Here is a 23952-nt window from a genome sequence, read left to right on the forward strand (position 1 = left end):
AGATTTTATCTATGATTAATTTCTTCAGGCAATAAAATTACACTGACCCATCCAATCAAAAGAAGCGGCACATGTGTTTCATCGTGGCTACCCGGATTTATTTTTTATTTGCATAAGTAAATTAATGCGCTATATTTACAAAAAACTTTAGGGGTGCCTAGTGCTGAGAAATACCCTTTGAACCTGATGCAGTTAGTACTGCCGAAGGGAAAAGTGAGTGCAACATCTGTTGCCGTCTTTTCGTACCCTGTTAGGGGCAATCTCTATAGTTTTTCCAAATTTTTTAAACATGGAAGTAACTATAAACAACCAAAACCATTTTCTTGGCGAAGCCTGTTCTATCGAACGCATGCTTAACTATCTGGCCGTTCCAACAACCAATGGCCTGGCCATTGCCGTAAACCAAACCATCGTCCCGAAATCGAGCTGGCCCCTGCATACTTTACAACCAGGCGACCAGATTATACTCATTAAAGCCACCCAGGGCGGATAAAATGAATGTTTGAATTTTAAATGGGTGAGTGGAAGATGCAGGCCAATTAATCCTTCAGTCATTCACCAATTCTGCCATTCAATCCCTCAATCACTCAATTATTGAATTATTCAATTATTCCAGCATTCAATCACTCTTCTAATATGAAACAAGAAAAAACGCCTAACGCCGAAGTAATCAGCCGCAGCCCCTTTCCGGCATCTACCAAAATATTTGTCCCCGGAAAAATCCACAATATTCAGGTGGCCATGCGCGAAATCCGTTTAACCGACACCAAAATCCATAATGGATTTGGTTTAACAGAACCTAACCCATCGGTAACCGTATATGACACCAGTGGTCCTTACACCGATCCTAACGCGGTTATTGATGTAAGGAAAGGCTTACCGCGTCTGCGCGAACAGTGGATAAAAGACCGCTTAGATGTAACGCAGCTCGATCAGCTCTCATCAGCATACGGACAGCAGCGCCTGGCCGATAGTAAACTCGATGTTTTAAGGTTTAACCATATCAATAAACCTTATCAGGCAAATGCAGGAGCCAATGTATCGCAAATGCATTATGCCAAAAAAGGCATCATAACTGCCGAAATGGAATATATCGCCATCCGCGAAAACCAGCAAATCGATCTTTTAAACGAACAGCTGGGCAAACAGCATGAGGTAATGAACCACCAGCACCAGGGTAACAGCTTTGGTGCCAATACCCCAAAAGGCTACATTACCCCCGAATTTGTACGGGCAGAAGTAGCTGCAGGCCGTGCGGTAATTCCATGTAACATTAATCACCCCGAGCTAGAACCGATGATCATCGGCCGGAATTTCCTGGTAAAAATAAATGCCAATATCGGTAACTCTGCAGTTACTTCGACCATTGAAGAAGAGGTAGAAAAAGCCGTTTGGGCCTGTAGATGGGGCGCTGACACGATTATGGATTTATCCACCGGAAAAAATATCCACGAAACCCGCGAATGGATTATCCGCAATTCGCCGGTGCCGATTGGTACGGTTCCGATTTACCAGGCGCTGGAAAAAGTAAACGGAAAAGCAGAAGACCTTACCTGGGAAATCTTCCGCGACACGCTTATTGAGCAGGCAGAGCAAGGCGTAGATTATTTTACCATCCATGCTGGCGTATTGCTTCGTTATGTGCCATTAACGGCCAAAAGGATTACCGGTATTGTTTCGCGTGGCGGATCGATTATGGCAAAATGGTGTTTGGCACACCACAAGGAAAACTTCCTTTACACCCATTTCGAAGAAATCTGCGAAATTATGAAGGCTTACGATGTGGCATTCTCGTTAGGAGATGGTTTAAGACCCGGCTGTATTGCCGATGCCAATGACGAAGCACAGTTTTCGGAGTTAGAAACTTTAGGCGAGCTGACCAAAATTGCCTGGAAACACGATGTACAAACCATTATTGAGGGCCCCGGGCACGTACCCATGCACCTGATTAAGGCCAACATGGAAAAACAACTCGAACACTGCTCGGAAGCACCTTTTTATACCTTAGGCCCATTAACTACTGATATTGCTCCGGGTTACGACCACATAACTTCGGCTATTGGTGCTGCCATGATTGGTTGGTTTGGTACCGCTATGTTGTGTTATGTAACGCCAAAAGAACATTTGGGTTTACCGAACAAAAAAGATGTGAAAGATGGAGTAATTACCTATAAAATTGCTGCCCATGCGGCTGATCTGGCCAAAGGTCACCCGGGCGCACAATACCGCGATAACGCCTTGAGTAAAGCACGGTTCGAATTCAGATGGGAAGACCAGTTTAACCTTTCGCTCGATCCCGATACCGCTAAGGAATTTCACGATGAAACCCTGCCAGCTGAAGGCGCTAAGATTGCCCATTTCTGTTCTATGTGCGGGCCAAATTTCTGCTCGATGAAAATTACGCAGGATGTGCGTGAATACGCCGCACAACAAGGGCTGGAGACTACAGATGCGCTTGCCAAAGGGATGGAGGAAAAATCGAAAGAATTTACCCAAAAAGGAAGCGAAATCTATTCATAAAACACGATGGAACTGATTGTAATTGCACATCCAAAGATTTTAAAAGACGAAGCTTTATTGGTAAATCAGCTTTTTGAGGCTGGTTTACCCATTTTTCATTTGCGTAAACCAGAAGCAGATGAAGCCGCGCACCGGAAATTTATAGATGGTATTTTACCCGAATACCATAACCGTATTGCCTTACATCATTTCCATTCCCTGGCCGGCGATTACAACATCAAAAGAATACACCATACCGAAAGCTTTAGAAAGAACAGTACGGTGGGCGATTTTACCCAGCCTTACACTTTCAGCACTTCGATACACCAAATGGGAGAAATTGATCAGATCAGTCAATACCATTACAGTTTCTTTGGCCCTGTTTTCAACAGCCTCTCCAAACCGGGTTATATGGGTATTGCCAACAACGGATTTAGCATAAACAGGTCCAAAACCACAAAACTGATTGCACTTGGCGGTATTGAGATAAACAACATAGACCAGGTAACAGCCATGAACTTTGATGGAATTGCCCTTTTAGGCAGTATCTGGAACGCCCCGGCTCAGGCTTTAAACAACTTTAAAAAAATACAGGAAAAATGCCAGCACCTTTTAACCTTACAACAATGATCTACCCTTTACAATACATCTCACAAGCACCCAAAACCGGCACCCATTTGGATGCCATTGAGCAGGTGCTCCAGGCAGGCGGGAAATGGATCCAGCTTCGCATTAAAAACCTACCCGAAGCTGAAATACTGCCTTTTGCACTATCGGCTCAGGAATTATGCAAGCGTTACGCCGCAAAATTAATTGTGAATGATTATCCGCACCTGGCCAAAGCCGCGAGTGCCTTTGGTGTTCATTTAGGCCTGCAGGATATGCCTATACCCCAGGCCCGGCAAATTATCAACCCCGATCAGATTATTGGCGGCACCGCCAACACTTTCGAACATATTCTGCAACGCGTGGCCGAAGGGGTCGATTACATTGGCCTTGGCCCCTTCAGGTTTACCCGCACCAAAGAAAACCTTAGCCCGATAGTTGGCCTCGAAGGTTACCGGAAACTAATGGAGCAGGTAAAAAATGCAGGCATTACTACCCCAATTATTGCCATTGGCGGAATTGAAGCCGATGATATTGAGGCCATTCTCGAAACAGGTGTATATGGTATTGCAGTATCGGCAGTATTGACCAACCAAACCCAAACATCGGCTGTATTAGCTGATATGAACAGCAAATTAGCCTTGAACTCTTTTTAAAAAATTATGTTAAAAATAGCAGATCAAACCTTTAGCTCGCGTCTTTTTACCGGAACCGGAAAATTCAGTTCGGCAAAAGAAATGGAAAGCGCCTTAATTGCTTCGGCTTCCGAACTGGTTACCGTAGCACTTAAACGCGTTGATTTAAAAACCAAGGATGATGACATCTTGCATCATCTAAAATACCCACACATTAATTTACTGCCCAACACCTCGGGGGTACGCAATGCCAAAGAGGCCGTTTTTGCTGCACAGCTGGCGCGCGAAGCTTTGGAAACCAACTGGATTAAACTCGAAATTCATCCCGATCCCAAATACTTAATGCCCGATCCGATTGAAACGCTGAAAGCCACGGAAGAGCTGGTTAAATTGGGTTTTGTGGTGCTGCCTTATATCCACGCCGATCCGGTTTTATGTAAACGTTTGGAAGATGTGGGTACGGCAGCGGTAATGCCGCTCGGATCGCCAATTGGCAGTAACAAAGGATTAAAAACCATCGATTTTTTAGAAATCATCATTAGCCAGAGCCGCGTACCGGTAATTGTTGATGCCGGAATAGGAGCCCCATCTGATGCCGCCAAAGCCATGGAAATTGGTGCCGATGCCGTACTCGTGAATACCGCCATAGCCATTTCTAAAAACCCAACTGATATGGCCATCGCCTTTAAACTGGCTGTTGAAGCCGGAAGAATGGCCTTTGAAGCTAAACTTGGCGCGCAGCAACATTATGCCGCAGCCAGCAGTCCACTAACCGCATTTTTAGATGATGAGTTTTAATCCCCTATTCGAATCGTACAACTGGGACGATACCAAAGCCAGTATTTACGATAAAACAGCGGCCGACGTTGAAAATGCCCTTGGCACACAACAAAGAAGCCTTGAAGACTTTAAGGCACTTATTTCGCCTGCTGCTTTGCCCTACCTCGAAGATATGGCGCAGATTAGTCAGCGGCTAACCTTAGATCGTTTTGGACGCACCATACAAATGTACATTCCGCTGTACCTATCGAACGAATGCAACAACATTTGTACCTATTGTGGTTTCAGTTACGACAATAAAGTAAGGCGCAGAACGCTGAACCCGATGGAGATTATGCAGGAGGTTGCCGTAATTAAAGGCATGGGTTACGATCATGTGCTGCTGGTTACCGGCGAAGCCAACCAAAGTGTGCATACCGATTACTTTAAAAAAGTGCTCGATCTGATTAGCCCCCATTTCTCGCACATTTCGATGGAAGTGCAGCCCCTTGACGTGGCCGATTACGAAACGCTTATTCCGCACGGCTTAAATACCGTACTGGTTTATCAGGAAACCTATCATCAGGACGACTACCGCAAACACCACCCCAAGGGTAAAAAATCGAACTTTCTATACCGTTTGGAAACACCCGATCGTTTGGGCCAGGCGGGTATCCATAAAATGGGACTAGGGGTTTTAATCGGTCTGGAAGACTGGCGTACCGATTCTTTTTTTACGGCATTGCACCTCTCTTACCTCGAAAAACAATACTGGCAGAGCAAATTCAGCATTTCTTTCCCCCGTTTGCGTCCATTTAGCGGAGGTTTAGAACCGAAAGTAGCCATGAACGATAAGGAACTGGTTCAACTGATTTGTGCCTACCGTTTATTTAACAGCGAAGTAGAACTTTCTATTTCTACCCGCGAAACCATCGCTTTTAGAAACCAGGTAATTAAACTCGGCATCACCGCCATCAGCGCAGGTTCAAAAACCAATCCGGGCGGTTATCAGGTAGAGCCGCAGTCGTTAGAGCAGTTTGAAATATCAGACGAACGTTCTCCACAGGAAATTGCGGCCATGATCAGAAAACAGGGTTACGAACCCATTTGGAAAGACTGGGATATGAGTTTGATTCACAAATCATGTTAATAAAAGCAGAACAAAAACGCTATCAGCGGCAAATGCTATTGCCCGAGCTTGGGCCTGAAGGGCAGGAAAAACTGAAAGCCGCCAAAGTACTGGTTATTGGTGCCGGCGGATTGGGTTGCCCTGTGCTGCAATACCTTGCAGCTGCCGGCGTGGGCGAAATAGGTATTGTAGATGATGATGTGGTAGAGTTGAGTAACCTGCAAAGGCAGATCCTCTTCAATGCTACCGATATTGGCCTGCCAAAAGCTACTGTGGCCCGCGAAAAACTTCGTCTGCTTAATCCTCATCTTAGCATAAAGAGCTACATACAAAGATTCGACGATACCTGCGCAACAGCTATTTGCAGCCACTACAACCTTGTTGTAGATTGTTCTGACAATTTCGACACCCGTTACCTTGTTAACGATACCTGCGTGGCCATGGGCAAAACCCTGGTATTTGGCTCAATATTAAGATTTGAGGGACAGATTGCTGTTTTTAACCACAATGGCGGAGTAAATTACAGGGATTTGTACCCTGAACCGCCCAGCGAAGACATTAGCTGTATCGATGGAGGTGTAATAGGCACCTTACCCGGCCTCATTGGTTTATACATGGCCAACGAAACCATCAAACTCATTTGCGGAGTAGGCCAAACCCTCGCAGGTAAACTCATGAGCGTTGATCTGTTGAACAATACCAGCTACGTGTTTAGCATTAAAGCCGATACAAACGCAACAAACAATAAGCCCGTTCAAATAAAAAAGGAACTGCCCATAAAAGAAATAGACCGCAAAACCTTAACGGCATGGCTGGAAACAAAACCCGAAGAGATTTGCTTAATCGATGTGCGCGAAGCCTACGAACATGAAGAACACAACATTGGAGGGATGCACATTTCTTTATACGATTTAAACAGCGCTGTAGACCGTATTCCGGCTGGCAAGCAAGTGGTATTTTATTGCCAAAGCGGGCAAAAGAGTAAAATGGCGGTTAAAGTGCTTCAGCCACATTATAACGGTGAAGTGCATAGTTTGAAGGGAGGGATTTAAGTTAAATCGCGATGCCGATCTGGAGGAGACAGGTTTCCTTCTTGCCGTCATGCTGAACTTGTTTCAGCACCTCTACATTGCGCAGGTTAGTTAAGGAGAGCCCCTGATCTCGATGTAAAAGCTTATCATCCTGAGCCTGTCGAAGGACTCTCACTATTCCCATACGTTAATCTCTCTGTCATGCTGAGCGCAGCGAAGCATCTCTACTTTGTTTACGTCGATCAATAAGAGACCCTGAAACGAGTTGAGGGTGACGAACTTAGTTCAGAGTAACTTAATCCACACACCGACCCCACTCTATACCCATCCCTTCTTCCCAAAAAAGCGGGTACCTGAAAAGATACCCGCTTCCGGTGAAACAAATAATAAAATCTAATACCCCTTATTCTGCACAAAATCCTTACTCACATCCAGCGTAGTTTGCGGGATCGGAAATATCCTGCGGATAGGTTGCGAAACCGGCTTGGCACTAAAAGCCTGCTCGTATTTACCAAACCTGATCATTTGCGGACGGCGATACATTTCCCAATAGGTTTCGAAAGCAATTTCTTTGTAAAGCTTCGCTTCATCCAAAGTGCTAATCGCTACGCCGGGAGCGTTGTTATGATAAGCTTCACGAGTTCTCGAAGTGCGTAATAAATTAATATCAGCCATGGCCAAAGCCATTTGCCCCTTGCGGAAATAGGCTTCGGCCCTTAAAGTGTACATTACCCCTAAACGGAAAAGCGGGATATCTACGTTGCTAGCGCCATTTCCATCGCCCGGATCGTATTCAAACTTAAACACCCTGGCACCACGGTTAATCTGGTTTTGTGCAAATACAGCCTGTGCAGGGTTATCGAAGTTTAATTCGCGCGTAAAGTTCATTTTGGTGGTGGTACTTTTCTCCATTACCAGTTCCGATACTTTAATCCGGCCATCTGAAGTCATTTCGTAAGCGCCTGTTGAAGTTAATTTCGGTCCGTATTGCTGTCCAATCATGATACCGCGGTTAAAGTGAAACCACAATTGCGTGGTGCTTCCGGTTATAAAATCAGTTGCAGGTACACTTCCCGGGGCATCGTTGGTAAACCAGGTACCATCGTTGTACTGGTATTTTCTCGAAAAACGCGGATCGTCGTGATTGCCATCCCAGGTATCGTAGAACTCAGGCGTAATACAGGCCGCATTAGTACCTCGCGTTCCCGGCGAGGGGCGTTGGTTACGCTCTACACACACGTAAGCAAAAGAATTTGAGCCGTTACGGATCTTATCTATTTTTTGGGTAACCACCCAGATCAACTCTGATCCGCCCTCATTTTTAATGGCAAAGTTGTCGAAGTAATTGCTGTTAAGGCGAAATTTCGGCGAACCGATCAATAACGAAGTGTAATAAATTACCCGGTCCATATCGGTTTCGTTACTGTTTACCGATTTTTCGTTAAAGTTAAAAGAAGCCGCATAACGGTCTTTGTAAACTGCGCGGTTCAGGTACATATTGGCCAGTAAACCATAAGCAGCCTCTTTGGTAAAACGGCCATTGTGAGTATTTTGAGTGCCTAATGTAGCCAGGTTAGGCACCAGCCCTTCTACTTCGGTAATCAGCTCATCAATAGCAGTAGCGGCCTGCTTAATCTGCAAAGGCGCACGGTCGTTCATCGGATCGCGGAAAGGCGCCTGCCCAAAAAGATCTAAGGTGGTATAGGTGTAGTAAGCCAATAATCCCTTAGCTTCGGCCAGGTAGAGTGCTTTTTGTGGATCACTGCTGTTGCTCACCTCGCGTATAGCCGTTAACGAACGGGTAATGCCATTGGTTAGCATGTTCCAGTTATCGGTAACAATGGCATTATCGGCCGCCCAGGTAAATTCGTGCATCGAGCGCCATTTACCGCCATCGCCCCAGTCGCTGCCCCGTGTAGGCAAAACAGCTTCATCTGTTGTATATTCCTGAAGGGCGAAAACCGCCCCGTGATCTACAAAGGTACCTTTACCCAACCTATCGTAAGCCGCAGCCAATGCTCCTGCCGGACTGGATGCGTTTTCGCCCAGCACCTCATCAATTACAACCTCATCCAGTTTGGTGCAGCCAAATAAGGTTAAGGCTACCGTAAATAACAGGATCTGTTTGGCTTTTAAAAATGTATTTAATTTCATGGTGATAATAATTATAGTTTTAGGGTCAAACCGAATAAGAAAGTACGGGCAGGAGGGTAGGCCGTGTAATCGATACCCTGCGACTGGTTACCCTCAATCGCTTTCGGACTGTTAATTAACGGATCGTAGCCACTGTACTTAGTAATGGTGTACAGGTTTTGTCCGGTGATGTACACACCTATTCCCTGTAGCCATTTTAAGGCCGGCACTTTAAAATTATAGGCCAGGCGGGCAGAGTTTAAACGGATAAAGTCTGATTTCTCCAGATATAAGGTAGACAGCAATGGTGCATTGGCCGGGTTAGCGCCCGATTCGAAGTACTTTTGCGAAACATTACGATCAGAAGCCAGGTTATTAATATTCAAGGCATTCAGCCCGGTATTATTTAACAGGTAGCCACCAGTTTGCCCGATAATAGAGAAAGAGAAATCGATGTTGTGGTAGCTCATCTGGCTGTTAAAGCCATAAGTAAACTTAGGCAAAGCACTTTCGATGATAATTTTCTTGCCGAAAATATCTTTACCGTCTTTATCAAAACCCAGGTGCTCTAACAGGTAAAAAGAGCCTGCAGCATAACCACTCCGGTAAATATTGGCATTTACACCCGATTGGCCCGGCCCTGAAATACCACCACTCAGAATTTCAGAAACCGGCAAACCCTGAATCTTGTTATCCAGCGTAGCGGCATTGGCATCTACATTTAAACTGAAGTTCTTGGTATTGATCAATCTTGATCCCAACATCACCTCAACACCCTTATTTACGATTTTACCATCAATGTTTACCCAAACTTTACTTGTTGGGCTTAACACCTGCGATGGGATATACAAAATGGCATCGGTAGTGGTTTTGTTAAAATAATCAACCGTACCGTAAATCTTACCTTTCAGCAATTCGAAATCAAGCCCTACGTTAAACTGCGATACCACTTCCCATTTCAGATCGGGGTTAGGGGTACGCGTAACCGATACACCATTAACCAGGGCCAGGTCGCTGTTCAGGTAGTAACCATCTGGTGCCGATAAAGCATAGCTGGCTTTGGTAATTTTATTCTGCACCTCCTGGTTACCGGTTTGGCCCCAGCTTACCCGCATTTTCAGATCATTAACCAAAATGCTGTTTTGCAGGAAGCTTTCTTTCGCAATATTCCAGCCCAGGGCAAATGAAGGGAAGTAACCGTATTTGTTGTTGGCGCCGAAACGCGTAGAACCATCGGCACGTACCGAAGCGGTTAAGAGATATTTGTTATCATAAGCATAATTAACCCTTGAAAAGAAAGACTGCAATTCGTTTTCCTGCGCAAAGCCATTAACCGTGGTGGGTTTACCCGAAAAGCCCGGATTATCTTCAGGCAGTACGCCCTGACCTTTAGCTGCAATACCATCAATGGTGTAGCCGTTTCCGTTACGCTCGAATTTCTGATACGAAAATCCGGCCAGTGCTTCGATTTTATGCTTATCGATTAACAGATTATAGTTTAAGTAATGCTCTAATAAACTGCTCTTCGAGTTCAGGTTGTATTTGACATAGCGCCCGTTCGGCGTAATATCTGTCAGGTTAGGAAAAATGGTGGTGTTTCTGTTGGCCACCGAGCGGTCTATCCCGAGATTGAGCTTATACTCCAGTCCTTTTACAATCCTGAAGGCCACATCCAGATTACCCAAAACCCTTAGCGTTCGGGTATTGTCGCGGTAAATATCAAGCAGGTAAGCCGGATTGTAGTGTGCATTCATGTTAAAGTTGGTGTACTTGCCGTTGTTATCGTAAAGCGGCCAGGTAGGGTTGGCCATTAGCGTATGGATAACCAGCTGACCATTTGAACCGCCATCATCGCTGGTAGGCACGCCCTTATCGCGCGTTTCGCTGGCGGTAAGGTTAATGCCAACTTTCAGCCGCTGATCGTCTAAAAACGACTCAGAAGCATTAATCCTTGCCGCATTTCTTCTAAACTCACTGTTCTGGATAATCCCTTCCTGATCTAACTGCGATGCCGAAACGTAGTAATTACCCGTGTTGGTTGCTTTCGAAAAAGACAAGGAATTGTTGCGCACTTTAGCCTGACGGTAAATTACATCCTGCCAGTCGGTATTGCCTCCATGATCGTAGGCTTTATCTTTTATAGCTGCGCGGTATTCGTCGGCCGTAAGCAGGTCGAGTTTTTTTGCCACATTCGATATGCCCAGATAAGAATCCAAAGCAAAGGTACCTTCGCCTTTTTTGCCTTTTTTAGTGGTTACAATTACCACCCCATTCGAGCCACGGGCTCCGTAAATGGCTGCTGCAGAAGCATCTTTCAATACCGAAATCGATTCGATATCGCTGGTATTTAAAAAGTTGAGCGGATTCTTAGCTCTCGATCCGCCAAGGCCAACATTCTGCCCGCCCGGACTTACATCATCGTTGGTTAAAGGCACTCCGTCAACCACAAATAAAGGCGTACTTCCGCTACGGATAGAACCAACACCACGAATGGTAACATCGACACCGCCACCGGGCTCTCCACTGCTGTTTACCACCCGTACACCGGCAATTTTACCCTGAAGCAGGTTATCGGCCGAGATAATGGCCCCTTGCCTGAAACTCTTTTCATCCAGCTGAGTAACCGCTCCAGTAACATCTTTTTTGGTTTGCTTTCCGTAACCCACTACCATTACCTGATCGAGGGTAGAAGCATCGGGCTCGAGCTGGATGGTTAAGGTATTTCCGGTAATGGTTACTATTTTGTTTTTATAACCCACAAAAGATACTTCGAGTGTTTTGGCTTTTAACACATTAATTTCAAATGCGCCTTCGCCATTAGTTACTACGGCATTTTTGGAGTCAGATTCGCGAACGGTAGCCCCCGCAACCGGCAGCCCGTTTTCATCCAGTACTTTGCCCTTTATCTTCTGCGCTGCAACTGTTTTGTGCTGAACGGTCTTGTTTTTTTCAGCCTTGCTGATGAGTACAACCTTATCCATAATGCTGTAGCGAAAATCTGCTTCACGGGCCAGTTCATCCAGAATGGTTTTTAATGGCCTGGTATAAGAAACCGCATAAGCCTTTTTATCGGCCATAATGGCTTCACTGTAGCTAAATTTATAACTCGTTTGCTTGCTCAGCTGCGAAAAAATATCGACCAGGGTTTGGCTGGACAGCCTGTGTGATTTGGTAAAATGTTTGTTAGTAAACGCCCCCGATTGCCCTATCTGGACAAACAGGAAAAGGATAACCAGAAAACATATTTTTTTTAGGTTAAAAAAAGTATATTTAAAATGCATATTTAAATTATTAAATGATTTAATATTTGATTAACCGCGGTTGTTACAGCAACCGTGGTTTCTTATTTACTTACCGTTATTATATTTCCATGCTGTACTAATTTTAAGTGTGTGATGTATTTAATTTGATCAAGAATATTTTGCACCGGTAGCGCTGTATTGAGGTAAAGGGTTATCCGCGTATCCCGGATGGCCTGGTCGCTTGCTTTAAAGTCGATACCATAATTGTAATTTAAGCAGGTAAATACCTGCTCCAGGCTCACATTATTCAGTTCGAGATCTTTCTGGTACCAGTTGTACATAAAAGCATGGCTTACCTTCGCCTTGCTAAGTCCCGTGGCAGGTGTAAACACAGCACTTTCGTTCGGTTTTAGAAAAGCTACCTGCTTGACCGAAGCTACTTTTACCCGTCCCGTAACTACGGTTACGCTGGTTTTATCGGTACCGAGCCCTATGTGAAAGGAAGTGCCCAATACTTTGGTAGTAATTGCCCCCGAGCTGATGATAAAGGGATGTTTATGGTCTTTAGCCACCTTAAAAAAAGCATTTCCCTTTAATAAGGTTACTGCCCTTACGTTATGGCCAAAATGTTGCGGATACTGGAAACTGGAATGGGCGGCCAGGTATACCATACTGCCATCAACCAGTTTTACCGAGTCGATATTACCTGCAGTGGTAAGGGTAATGGCTTTAGGGTTAATTTTAGCATTTAGCAATATGCCCGCGCCTACGGTTAGCGCAACCAGGGCAGCCGCAGCATATTTGATATAGCTCGTCCACGATTTGGCAAAGTGGGCCTGCTTTTTTATCTGCGTATAAATTTGTGCCGAAACAGCGGCTTTTTTACCCATCTGCTCGCCATCCCATTCGGCATGCTGGTATTCATCACTAAAGAAACTTTCCAGCAGCCTACTTTCGGCTTCGGTAATGGTTCCCTTTTCTTCTTTTTCTACCAGGTGCTCCAGGTAATGCATTTCTTTTTTGCTCATAGTACTTGTATTCGGGTATAAGTACCAAAGGGGGCAAAAAAGTACTATGGCAGGCTGTTACTAAATCGTTAAGTTATGGTTAAGCAATATTAACACGTAAATCCCGAAGGGAATAATCAGTCCGGAGGTTTCGTTGCTGTGAAACCTTAACTGCTTTAAAGCCGATGAAAGCTGATTTTTAACGGTTTGTTTAGAGAGGTTAAGCGTTCTGGCAATCTCGTCGATATCCATCTCCTTTATTTTGTTCATCACCAGAATCTCTTTTCTTTTTTCGGGCAGGCGTTCCAGCAAAGCATAAAGCTGATCCGTCAGTTCTGCCTCGAGTGTACCTACATTATCGATCAGGTAACTTTCAAAGTTATCTTCCATAATGGTGGTATCGAGCTTTTTCCTTCGGTATTCTTTTAAAACCTGGTTTTTAGCCGCCCTGAACAGGTAATTTTCTATCGAAAGAATGTTTACTTCGGTACGGCGTTCCCATAGGTCGGTAAAAATATCCTGCACAAAATTCTGCGAAAGATATTCATCCCTGGTCATCCGAAAACAGAATGCATACAGTTTCTCCCAATGGCGGATATAGATGTATTCAAATTCTTTCAGGCAGATCATAGAGATGATTAATTTTTACACCTAAGAAATGAAAAAGATGTAGCCTGAATTTTACTTGAAGGTTATGTTTTAATTAAATTTTGGTATTTCGCCTGCAGGTTAGGCAAGGTAACGCCAGCCCTGACTGTATTTTTTTTACGGCTAAACCGAAAAACAAATGGCCAAAGAGGCTTTTGAACTAAATAGGCGATTTTCAGTCGATTATACCCAATTTTCTACCTTTTCTTTAAGGATTTTCATCTTTTTTTTAAGCAGAATATAGCAGCTTTGATTTAACCAAACCCATATCCTTCCCGGCTTCGGGGAAGATATGAAAACGTTATAGGCAGGCTGTCCCCAAAAGCAGGCTTATACAACAAATTAACCAAAACGATTAATTATGAAAAAACCACTACTTCACAAGCAAGGCTTTCTGAAGGTTTACCAGGCTCCGATCCCAATTGCTTTCGGCTGTTTGTTACCTGAGGTACAGTTGCCCATGCAACCTTACCACCAAACGTATGCAACAGTACTGCTATGCAGTGATGCCAAAATCCTAATGTTTCCAGTTCAAGGCCAAAATTTACAACCGAATTAAGCAAGCCCCCAAATTTTAAAGATAAAACAGTTAAACAGTTTACCCGGCGCATAACGCACCATGAAGAGCCGCTTTAAGCGCTTTTCATGCTGCTGTTCATGTAATAGCCACAATTGTGGCCCGGGAATTTATTTGCCCTGCCGAAAGGTGTGGATGGATCTGTATTGCTGTTTTTAAACAGACAAGCCAACAAACATGATATAAAATGAACAAAAAAAATCAAGCATTGGATTCATATCCAAACCCGCTTCAACCGGTATGTTTATTTAAGAACATCCCCAAAAAGATGGGTTTATTTTTAGTGCTGTCTACCATGATTAACTGTGCCGTTAACCTTAAATCGTACGGAAATAGCGCAGCTAACCTGGCAGGCAACTGCTTTCAGGATACCACCAAAAAAGCAAAGCAGCCGGTTGCTATCGATTCGGTGGTACTGGTAAGCTATGTATCCAAAAGAAATGCAGATACCGTTAAACTCAATCAGGTAAGCAATTATCCTTTTATCTCCCTGCAACAAGCCTTAAAAAGTAATACCAAGGGCTTATACGTGCAGGAAATTACCGGCGAACCAGGCAGTGCCAGCCAATCGATGTTGTTGCGAGGCTTAAACCGCCCTTTACTTTCTAAAGCCAATGTTGCAGAATCGCAGCCTGCTGTTTTTATTAACGGTATTCCTTTAATCAGCGATAATCCCTTCGTTTATAATGTACAGGAGTACGATTTTTCGCCTATAGGACCGGCTACCAACCTGTTATCGGCCATCGATCTCGATAACATTCAATCCATAAACGTAATCAGCAACCTGGCGGCCGTTGCTATTTATGGCCCGCGTGCCGCTAATGGTGCCATCTTAATTACCACCAAAAATGCACACCAGGGTAACCGCGAAATTTCGGTTAACAGCTATTTCGGTTTTGCCAGTAAAAACAAAGTAACCACTACAAATGGCCGCGACGAAAGCCTCTTCCGCAACATTTTTTACAATAAATATGCTACGGCCGAAGATTTCGACAAATACCCGGCTTACCTGGCCGATGCCACCAACGAAAACTATTACGGCCGCTCTGACTGGACCGACCTGTACTACAAAAATGCAGCATTGCACACCATCAATGCCAGCATAACCGGCGGAACCTCGCGCTCTAATTTCAGGTTCTTTGCAGGCAACACTTCTAACGCAGGCAATGCCGACGATACCCGCCTGAACCGTTACAATGCAGCTTTTTTCATCAACGTGTTGCCACTCAAATGGCTCACCATCTCAACCATGGTTAATGCTACCCGCCTTAACCGCGACCGCAACCGCTCTTTGCGCGATCGCTTTGCAGAAATGCAATACGTACCCGATCTCATTAGTCCGATAGCGCCCAATAAAAGTATTTACGGCAACTATTTAAGCGAGTACGAAAACAAAACCATCGATAACAATATCAACAATGTAATACAGGGCTCGTTCTCGGCCAATGCCAAATACAAAAACTTCGATTTTATTACCCGCGTATCGTTTGATTACAATGAGGGCATGCGCGATTTGTTCTACCCCACCACTTTAATGGATGGGAACAATTACATCTCCAACTTTTATGCTTACAACCAGCGTTTAAACATCGATAACTCTATCGCCTATAATTTTAAAATAAACAAAGCCCATGTGTTTAAAGCCATGGTAGGCCATACCCTTTCGCGCGATGTAAATAAATACAATTACCTGCAGGGTTATAAAGGTACCAGCGATTACATCAGGATTAACAGCGTTGATGGCGACGTTAGCCACGGCGATTATTTACAGGCTGAAGGTTTTTACACCAAGAAATTTACCGACAAACAGAAAATTAACGTTAGCTCGCTATACAGCAGTTTCGATTATACGCTGAATAACGAGTTTTTTGCCACTTTGGTAGCCCGTACGGATGGTGCCTCGAATATGCAGGCCAATAACCGTTGGTTCTTTTCGCCATCGGTTAATACCAAATGGGACCTTAGCAAATACCTGAAGAACAAAAACCAGGTAATCAACAGCTTAAGCTTAAACGCATCTTATGGTCGCCTGGGTACACTTAACATTACCGATTTGTATGGTGCAGGTCCGCAATACGTAAGCGATCTGGGCTGGAGCTCCAATAAATCAGTAGGTTCTTATGGTGGTATTGGAACGCTTTCGCGCCCTTACAGCTCGGGCTGGATTGGTTACGATATTCCATGGGCTTATGTACAGGCACTTGAATTCGGAGCTGATGCCGCATTCTTAAACAACAGGTTACAAACCCGCCTGTCGTTCTATTCAAAAACCAATAAGCGCATGCTTTTAGGCGTTCCGGTAAATGCCGAATCGGGTTATACCAAAGCGTACAAAAGCGGCATGGAGGTAAACAATAAGGGCATAGAACTGGCCCTTTCTGCCCAAATCCTTAAACCTAAAACCAGTACGCTGGGCTGGAATGCCGATTTCAATATTGCTTTTAACCAAAACACATTAAAAGCCTTGCCCAACAACCTGAACGAGATTACCATTGGCACTCAAAAACTAACTGTAGGTAAACCTGTAGATCAGATTCTGGTATTGCAAAGCCAGGGGGTTTACCAAACCGATGTAGATGTGCCTGTTAACCCAGCCAACTTCCAGATCATGACTTACAAAGGCCTGAAACTGCATGGTGGCGATCCGAAATGGAAAGACCAGAACGGCGATTACATCATCGATGAAAACGATAAGGTAGCCATGGGCGGTTATATGCCACGCATTGTCGGCAATTTTAGCAGCACACTGAGCTATAAGGGTTTTAACCTCGATTTTAACATCTACTTCGCGCTAAAACGAAGCATCATTAACCAATCGGCAGCCAACCAGCTCGATTTCATCAACAAAACCGGTAACAACAACATCAACTCGGTAAATGAAATCACTTTCTGGCAAAAAGGCATTAGTGTAGCCGATTATCCGATTTACAATCCGTGGAGTGCAGTGCAATCGTACCGTACCGATCAGGATATTTTTATCGAAAACGGCTCTTATGCCAAGCTAAGGTCTGTTTCGCTGGGTTACGATATCTCAAAGCTCAGCTATTTCAACAAAACCTTCCGCAAAATTTATGTGTATGCCTCAGCACTTAACCTGTACACCCTAAAAAGTTATACCGGCGGCGATCCCGAACTGGTGAGCTATACCGGCGAAGATACCGGTTATGGCCTGCCGATACCGAGAACATTCACATTAGGTTTAAAAATTGATTTATAAGCACATCCACATGTATAACAAAATAAAACCATCCAGAAACGTAATCAAAAAGATAGGCATATTGATGCTGTTCGGTTCGGTATTGCTATCGGGCTGCAACAAAGAACTCGATATCAATTCTACCCACCTGGTAAACGAAAGCAACAACTGGAAAAGTTTAGCCGATGCCCGCTCAGCCCTGCTGGGTTCGTATGGCTTACTCCGGGCTGCACTTGCCGATAACAATGCACACTGGCTGTATGGCGATGTACGCATGGGCGATTTTAAAGCCACCTCGCGCCTGGATATAAAGGCCATTACCGAAAACAACTTAAACGCACCTTATCCGGTAGTAAAATCGTTGAGCAACTGGCGTAAATTCTATGCCGTAATTAACAGCTGTACTGTTTTTATCGACCGTGCCGGCGAAATTTTAAAAAACGACAAACAATACACCGAAGAAAATTACAAAATCGATGTAGCCCAAATGCGGGCGCTCAGGGCCTTTACCTACTTTTATATGGCCAGGATCTGGGGAGACATCCCGCTGATTACCGCTTCTACCGACGGTAATTTTATCGAACGCCCTAAAGTAGCATCAGCAATTGTATTGCAGTTTGCCACCACCGAATTATTGGCTGTTGTGAATGCTTTGCCTTACCGCTACGGTGCATTGCAAAACGGTTTCAACCAGCAAACCTATTACGGTAAAGTTGCCCCTTACTGGGATGGCATTTTACTGAACCGCATTTCGGCCTATTCCATTCTGGCACATATTGCTGCATGGCAGGGAAAATACCTCGATGCTGTGGCCTATTCGAAATTTGTAATGACCAACTTCGGTTTAAGTGGTGCCATTTATACCACCACACAAAACCTAACCAAAGTAGATGGTCTGTTTTACGGCAATAACGCCTCGCAACTGGTAGGCTTTCCGTTTAACTACAATACTTCCGAAATGAGCGCTGTAGGCCATATCGAAGACCTGGCGCTGGCTGCTCCCATCATTTCAAAAGCAGTACCGCAAATTAAAATGCCTGATGATGTAATTGCCGGCATATTTAACGAAGCAAACGACCTCAGGTTCAGGTTCGATCCGCTTACCGGTTTGCCGGTATCCGATTATTTCAGCGGTTATGGCACCTCAAACACCGTATTCAGTAAAGTAAAATGCATCCGAAATGCCTCTACCGACGGCACCTTGGCCATTTACAGCTCGGCCCTGGTATTTACCCGCATTGAGGAAATTACACTGCTTTATGCCGAATCGCTGGCCGCTATAGGCAGTATGGAGGATGCTACCGATGCTTTAGACATTGTACGCAACAGTCGTGGCATTGGCCTCTACAAAGGCACAAACGACGGATTGATCGATGCCATTTTTGCCGAGCGCCGCAGGGAGCTAATGGGCGAAGGCTGGCGCTGGTACGATCTGGTACGCTACAACAAACTGAAAAACAAGGACCCCAAATTTACCGACCTGATTAAAAAAGGCGGCATTTACTGGCCTGTTGATGAAGAAGTGCTAAGCACCAATGCAAAAATTACTCAAAACGAATATTGGAGGTAACGATGATAAAAAGTATTAAAAATATAGCCTGCTGTATGGCCATAGCCCTGTTTGCTCTTGCCTGCAAAAAAGACGATGGCGCCTACAACTACGAAAACGAAGCCAATGTGTTTGATGGCAATGCTTATGCCTACCTCAAATCGCAAACCGGTAAATACGATTCGCTGCTTAAAGTATGCGAACGGGTAAGCTGGGCAAAAGATACCTTAACCAATGGTAAAGCCATTACCCTGTTCTCGCTTACCAACCGCAATTTTTCCGTAGCGCTAAACGCCCTGAACAACCTCAGGTTAAGCCAGAATAAAAAAGCCCTCAGCATTGCCAATCTGGATGCAGACCAGCTGGGTATTTTACTCGACCGGTACATCGTAACTAATAAAATAACCACCGATAGCCTACACTTTGCCGATGGGGCCTTCTTAACGAGCACCCGTTTTAAATATGGCATGAATGCACAAGAACTGAACTCGAATGCCAGTGGTTATGTTTTTGGCGGGCCAAAAGGGGTGGTTTACAGCGATGTTAAAAACTCGCAGTACACCAAAGAATGGAAATCGGCCACCACCCAGGCGGTAAATATCGAAACCAACAATGCCATTATCCACGTGCTTTCGGCCTCGCACGAATTTGGTTTCGGCGAATTCCTCATCCGATTAAATAAATAAATCATTCCGTTATATGATACCAAGAAATAAATCAATTGCCTTATTTTTTGCAGCCATTGGCGCACTGGCCATACTGGGTTGTAAAAAATTATTGCCGAGCGATTCCGATGCCTTTAATAAAGATGCCGGATTTAAACAAACCGTTTACAAACCCATACTGGGGCGTACCACTTTAATGGGCGATAACTTCAATATCGAAAGCTCATCCTTACCACTAACTTTCAAAATCGTTTCGATGCGCAATAGCGATGGCATTACCAGTCCCGAACTGTTAAAGCCTTTTCCGGTACTGGTATGGAAAAAAGCCTACGATGGAAGCGAGAAATCGATTCAGGAAATTGAAGCCAAACGTACCACCGAGCAGCATACCTTGTTCGAAGTAGGCCAGCACTCGGGCGAGTTTATTATGTGGGCAGAGGCCAAAAGCAATATTGTAAAGGCGCTACCCGATTCGGGCTATGTTTTCGATGTAGAAGTATCGAACAATGGCGGCCGTAAATACTTCAACAACCTGGTATTGCAGCCGCAAAGAGAGCTGTCTTACGAACCCAACCGCATTAACCCGCTAACCGGGGCCAATACAGGCGGCACCATTACCCCAACATTAATGAACGGTATAGTGGGCGATAAATCAGGTCAGCCCATGGCAAGCGGCGACATTACCATTCTGTTTAATAAAGTGGGCGAGGGCAATTCCATTTCCTTTAAGTTTTTAGATACCCTGCTCAAACCGATCGACCCGGCCAAATTTAAACTCACCAACTGGAGCAAACTGGTACATGGCTTTAACATGAAAATGAGCACTACGGCTGTAAAATACGATGTGGCTTACCCCATTCCGCTGGTAGCCCTCCCAACGCCCTATACCAATACTACCGGTACCCGCGCACGCGTAGCCTTTGCTTACGATCGCATTGGCTTCGGAGGTTTCAGGGTAGAGGCCAGCTTGGGTTTAGACTTCGCCATTTTCGAAAAGGGCGACTGGGAGGTCATCTTCTGGTTTAATAAAGATAATCCACGGTTTACGAACGATTAGCCCTGAAAAAATAAGTTGAACATGAGTTTTTACAATACAGACATGACTAAAAAATACATCCTAAATTTATTGCTTTTTGTAGGGCTAATGGTATGGGGCGGCGCAGTATCGGCCCAAACCCTCATTACCCTGAGAGGAAAGGTGGTTGATAAAAATGATGGCAACGGCATACCGGCTGTAACCATTATGGCCAGTACCTCAACCCGGGCAATAGGAATGACCAGAGATGATGGCTCATTTACGGTAAGCGTCCCCAACAACGCAACACTTACCTTTAAATACCTCAATTACAAAGATTTCACAATCAAGTTAAATGGCAAAAACGATTTAAAGATCGTAATGACCGAAGACCTTACTTCATTAAAAGATATTGTGGTAGTGGGTTACGCTCAAAAAACAAAAGAAACGGTTATGGGTGCGGTAACTTCGCTAAAAGGCAAAGATATCCAGGATGTGCCGGTAAGTAACGTAGCCGAGTTGTTTCAGGCCAAAGTACCCGGTTTAAATATTCAAATCAATACCGGTAGTCCGGGTGCTGCACCAACCATCAATATGCGTGGTTTATCAGGTATCAGCGTAACCGGATCTGGCGACAATGCCTTTTTAACGCCAACCTCGCCTTTGTTCGTAATTGATGGGGTACCGGTTGATTTAAATACCGATTACCAGTACGGTTTTTCGAGCAATGGCCCGGGCATTAATCCCTTATCGTTAATACCTGCCGAGGATATTGAAGAAATCAACTTCTTAAAAGATGCCAGTGCAACTGCCCTATACGGTGCCCAGGGGGCTTATGGGGTAATTTTGATCAATACCCGCAGAGGTAAATCGAAAACCCCGATTATTCAGTACTCAACCAACTTTTTCTTCAATACCCCACCAAAACTGCGTCAGGTAATTGGTGGTGCGGCCGAAAGTAACTTAAGGCTTTGGGAAATTTATACCTATGGTGCCAATGTATATTCGGCACGCCAAAGTATCGACAATACCCCCATGCTGGCAGATAGTTTAAATGCCTTTTACAATAACTCTACCGATTGGCAAAGCATTTTTTACCGCTCTACCTATAACCAGCAGCATAATGTAAATGCAAGCGGTGGCGACGATTCTTTCAACTATAAAATTAACGTGGGTTACTACGATGAGAAGGGAATTCAGGAGAATACCGGCTTTACCCGTTACTCGCTCAGTATGAACACCCGTTACAAACCCAGTTCGAAATTTAACGTAAACCTTATTTTATCAAGCAGTTTGGGCAATAGCCAGAAAGGAAGTGGCAACGGCATCCTGCAAACCGGTGTGGCCTCCGGAGCCGGATCTTCATCGCTGCTTCCAGGTCCGAATTTAATCAACAGCAATGCAGCATTGGGCGCTTTAATTGTTGATAACGACAATAAAGCCGGCAACATTAAAACCAGTGTGGAAGCCCGCTACGAGTTCCTTACCGGACTGGCACTTTCTAACATTACCAGTTACGATTATTCGATGGGAACCACCGAAACCTTTAACCCCGCCATATTAAACAACAACGTGGCAGGTGTTTATTCGTACAACGATAAGCGCAGCACCTTGTACAACAGGGCCATGCTCAGTTTCAACAAATCGTTCCAGAAAGATGTGCACAACCTGGGGGCTTATGTTTTCTCTGAAGTATATGTGCGTAATTTCCAGGCACACGCCATTAAACAAGATCAATATACTAACGATCAGTACCAGGGACCTTTTGGTACGGCAGCAGCAAGCTCGGGCGGTGGGGTGTTAGATAACTACTCCGATTCGAGAGCAGCGTCGCTGGCCGGAAGTTTATCTTACAACTACAAAACCAAATACCTTATTGAGGCTACTTTCCGTTTAGATGGGACTTCGAGTACAGGCCTAAATGCACCCTGGGCACGAAACCCATCGCTGGCCGTAAAATGGAATTTCAACAAAGAAAATTTCCTGGCCAATTCTAAATGGCTCGATGTAGGTATGCTCCGCTTATCGTGGGGTAGAAACATTGCCCCTGTAGGTAGTGTGTTTGATGCCAATGGTACCTACGATTATTATGGCAACTACAACGGTATACCTACAACAGCAATAGATTTTAATAACCTGCCAAACATTAAATTATTACCCACATCTACTACCCAGTACAATGCGGGTTTAGATTTAAACCTGTTTAAAAACCGGATTACACTGAATTTCGATACCTATTACAAAATGGTTGATAACCAGCTTTGGGAAAAGAACATTACTACCCACAATGCCTTTACCAAGCTAAAAACCAACGAAGTAAGTAACGTAAACTACGGTTACGAGCTGGCTGTAAGTTTCAGGCCGTTGCCTGCCACCAGCAAGGTAAACTGGAGCATCAGCATAAACGGGGCTTATAACAAAGAAAAAATTACTGCCCTGCCCGATGCAACCCGTCAGCTTTTACTGGATGGTGGTGCTACCGGACAAGCCATATTGTACCGCCTGGGCCGAAATTCGTTAACCAATATCCTCTATAATTTTAAAGGGGTATTTGCTACCGATGATGATGTACCTGTAAATCCGGCCAATGGTACCCGCTACCATACCTTTAACGGTGCCGTACCGGTATATTTCAAAGCAGGTGATCCTTACTATGCCGATATTAACGGCGATTACGTACTCGACTCGAAAGATATGGTGGGTGCAGGGAACTCACAACCTTTAATCAACGGTGGTATCAGCAGTTTTGTATCGTACCAGGGCTTTTCGCTGAACGTGATTATGGCCTATACCTGGCACCGCGATATCCTGAACAACCCTTTGGCTTCGAGCTTCCAGAACTTTGCTTCGCCTTTTTCAGCAAACAACCTGGTGCCCATTACTGCGTATAACATCTGGCGCCAATCGGGCGATGTGGCCAGCTACCCGAACCCTTACGATTATTTACGTTATGGCAATTATTCGGCTACCGATAAATCGACTCAGTTTTTGCCTTTCCGTTACAACCAAACCCTGTTTCAGGAAGATGGCTCATACTTAAAACTGGCTACAATAACCCTGGGTTATACCTTTAAGCCACAATTAACCAAACACCTTGGCATTACCAGTTTAAGGGTATTTGCCACGGCCAACAACATCCACACTTTTAGTTTTTACTCGGGTGCCGATCCCGAAAATGTGAGTTCGCTAGGCAGGGATAACTCTGGTGGTTACCCCGTACGCAGAACCTATGCTTTGGGCTTAAACATTCAATTATAAACA

The 23952-nt window shown here is 44.7% G+C and carries 16 protein-coding genes and 1 riboswitch; of the genes, 12 read left to right on the forward strand and 4 right to left on the reverse strand.

Going from position 1 to position 23952, the window contains the following annotated elements:
• The first annotated feature begins 139 nt into the window (after positions 1 to 139).
• Positions 140 to 227, forward strand: a riboswitch (TPP riboswitch).
• 62 nt (positions 228 to 289) lie between these two features.
• The 7 genes from thiS to moeB all read left to right on the forward strand — a co-directional run bounded on the left by thiS (position 290) and on the right by moeB (position 6680).
• A complete protein-coding gene (gene thiS, locus HWV58_RS08715) occupies positions 290 to 493 on the forward strand; it encodes a sulfur carrier protein ThiS (RefSeq protein ID WP_175633728.1) in 204 nt (67 codons plus the stop codon).
• Between the two features lie 143 nt (positions 494 to 636).
• Entirely contained in the window at positions 637 to 2520 is a 1884-nt protein-coding gene (thiC, locus tag HWV58_RS08720) for a phosphomethylpyrimidine synthase ThiC (RefSeq protein ID WP_175633729.1), read from the forward strand.
• A 6-nt stretch (positions 2521 to 2526) separates the two neighbouring features.
• Positions 2527 to 3129 (forward strand): thiamine phosphate synthase, encoded by a 603-nt coding sequence (locus HWV58_RS08725; protein ID WP_175633730.1) that lies wholly within the window; start codon positions 2527 to 2529, stop codon positions 3127 to 3129.
• A complete protein-coding gene (locus tag HWV58_RS08730) occupies positions 3126 to 3761 on the forward strand; it encodes a thiamine phosphate synthase (RefSeq protein WP_175633731.1) in 636 nt (211 codons plus the stop codon). Before HWV58_RS08725 ends, HWV58_RS08730 begins: the two co-directional genes overlap by 4 nt.
• 6 nt (positions 3762 to 3767) lie before the next feature.
• Entirely contained in the window at positions 3768 to 4538 is a 771-nt protein-coding gene (locus HWV58_RS08735; RefSeq protein WP_175633732.1) for a thiazole synthase, read from the forward strand.
• Complete coding sequence (gene thiH / locus HWV58_RS08740; RefSeq protein WP_175633733.1) at positions 4525 to 5649, forward strand: 2-iminoacetate synthase ThiH; 1125 nt, start codon at positions 4525 to 4527, stop codon at positions 5647 to 5649. Before HWV58_RS08735 ends, thiH begins: the two co-directional genes overlap by 14 nt.
• Positions 5643 to 6680, forward strand: coding sequence for a HesA/MoeB/ThiF family protein (moeB, locus tag HWV58_RS08745; RefSeq protein WP_175633734.1), 1038 nt, complete (start codon positions 5643 to 5645; stop codon positions 6678 to 6680). Before thiH ends, moeB begins: the two co-directional genes overlap by 7 nt.
• 372 nt (positions 6681 to 7052) lie before the next feature.
• On the opposite strand, the gene HWV58_RS08750 is transcribed toward moeB, so the two are convergent.
• The 4 genes from HWV58_RS08750 to HWV58_RS08765 form a co-directional block, all read right to left on the reverse strand.
• Positions 7053 to 8813: a RagB/SusD family nutrient uptake outer membrane protein gene (locus HWV58_RS08750; protein WP_175633735.1), complete on the reverse strand. Its 1761-nt coding sequence runs from the start codon at positions 8811 to 8813 to the stop codon at positions 7053 to 7055.
• 11 nt (positions 8814 to 8824) lie between these two features.
• Positions 8825 to 12073 (reverse strand): SusC/RagA family TonB-linked outer membrane protein, encoded by a 3249-nt coding sequence (locus HWV58_RS08755; RefSeq protein ID WP_175633736.1) that lies wholly within the window; start codon positions 12071 to 12073, stop codon positions 8825 to 8827.
• A gap of 62 nt (positions 12074 to 12135) precedes the next feature.
• Positions 12136 to 13062: a FecR family protein gene (locus tag HWV58_RS08760; protein ID WP_175633737.1), complete on the reverse strand. Its 927-nt coding sequence runs from the start codon at positions 13060 to 13062 to the stop codon at positions 12136 to 12138.
• Between the two features lie 60 nt (positions 13063 to 13122).
• A complete protein-coding gene (locus HWV58_RS08765; RefSeq protein WP_175633738.1) occupies positions 13123 to 13671 on the reverse strand; it encodes an RNA polymerase sigma factor in 549 nt (182 codons plus the stop codon).
• Between the two features lie 782 nt (positions 13672 to 14453).
• Here HWV58_RS08765 and HWV58_RS08770 point away from each other — a divergent pair.
• From HWV58_RS08770 to HWV58_RS08790, 5 genes are read left to right on the forward strand one after another with little or no spacing between them, the layout of a single operon-like run.
• Positions 14454 to 17483 (forward strand): SusC/RagA family TonB-linked outer membrane protein, encoded by a 3030-nt coding sequence (locus HWV58_RS08770; RefSeq protein WP_175633739.1) that lies wholly within the window; start codon positions 14454 to 14456, stop codon positions 17481 to 17483.
• 10 nt (positions 17484 to 17493) lie between these two features.
• Positions 17494 to 19032: a RagB/SusD family nutrient uptake outer membrane protein gene (locus HWV58_RS08775; RefSeq protein WP_235972687.1), complete on the forward strand. Its 1539-nt coding sequence runs from the start codon at positions 17494 to 17496 to the stop codon at positions 19030 to 19032.
• Positions 19033 to 19034: 2 nt separating this feature from the next.
• Positions 19035 to 19697 (forward strand): hypothetical protein, encoded by a 663-nt coding sequence (locus HWV58_RS08780; protein ID WP_175633740.1) that lies wholly within the window; start codon positions 19035 to 19037, stop codon positions 19695 to 19697.
• Between the two features lie 13 nt (positions 19698 to 19710).
• A complete protein-coding gene (locus tag HWV58_RS08785; RefSeq protein ID WP_175633741.1) occupies positions 19711 to 20733 on the forward strand; it encodes a DUF5007 domain-containing protein in 1023 nt (340 codons plus the stop codon).
• A gap of 21 nt (positions 20734 to 20754) precedes the next feature.
• On the forward strand, positions 20755 to 23949 hold the full coding sequence (locus HWV58_RS08790) for a SusC/RagA family TonB-linked outer membrane protein (RefSeq protein WP_175633742.1): 3195 nt from the start codon (positions 20755 to 20757) through the stop codon (positions 23947 to 23949).
• Positions 23950 to 23952: the final 3 nt, after the last annotated feature.

The sequence above is a fragment of the Pedobacter ghigonis genome (assembly GCF_903166585.1).
GTDB classification, from domain to species: Bacteria; Bacteroidota; Bacteroidia; order Sphingobacteriales; family Sphingobacteriaceae; genus Pedobacter; species Pedobacter ghigonis.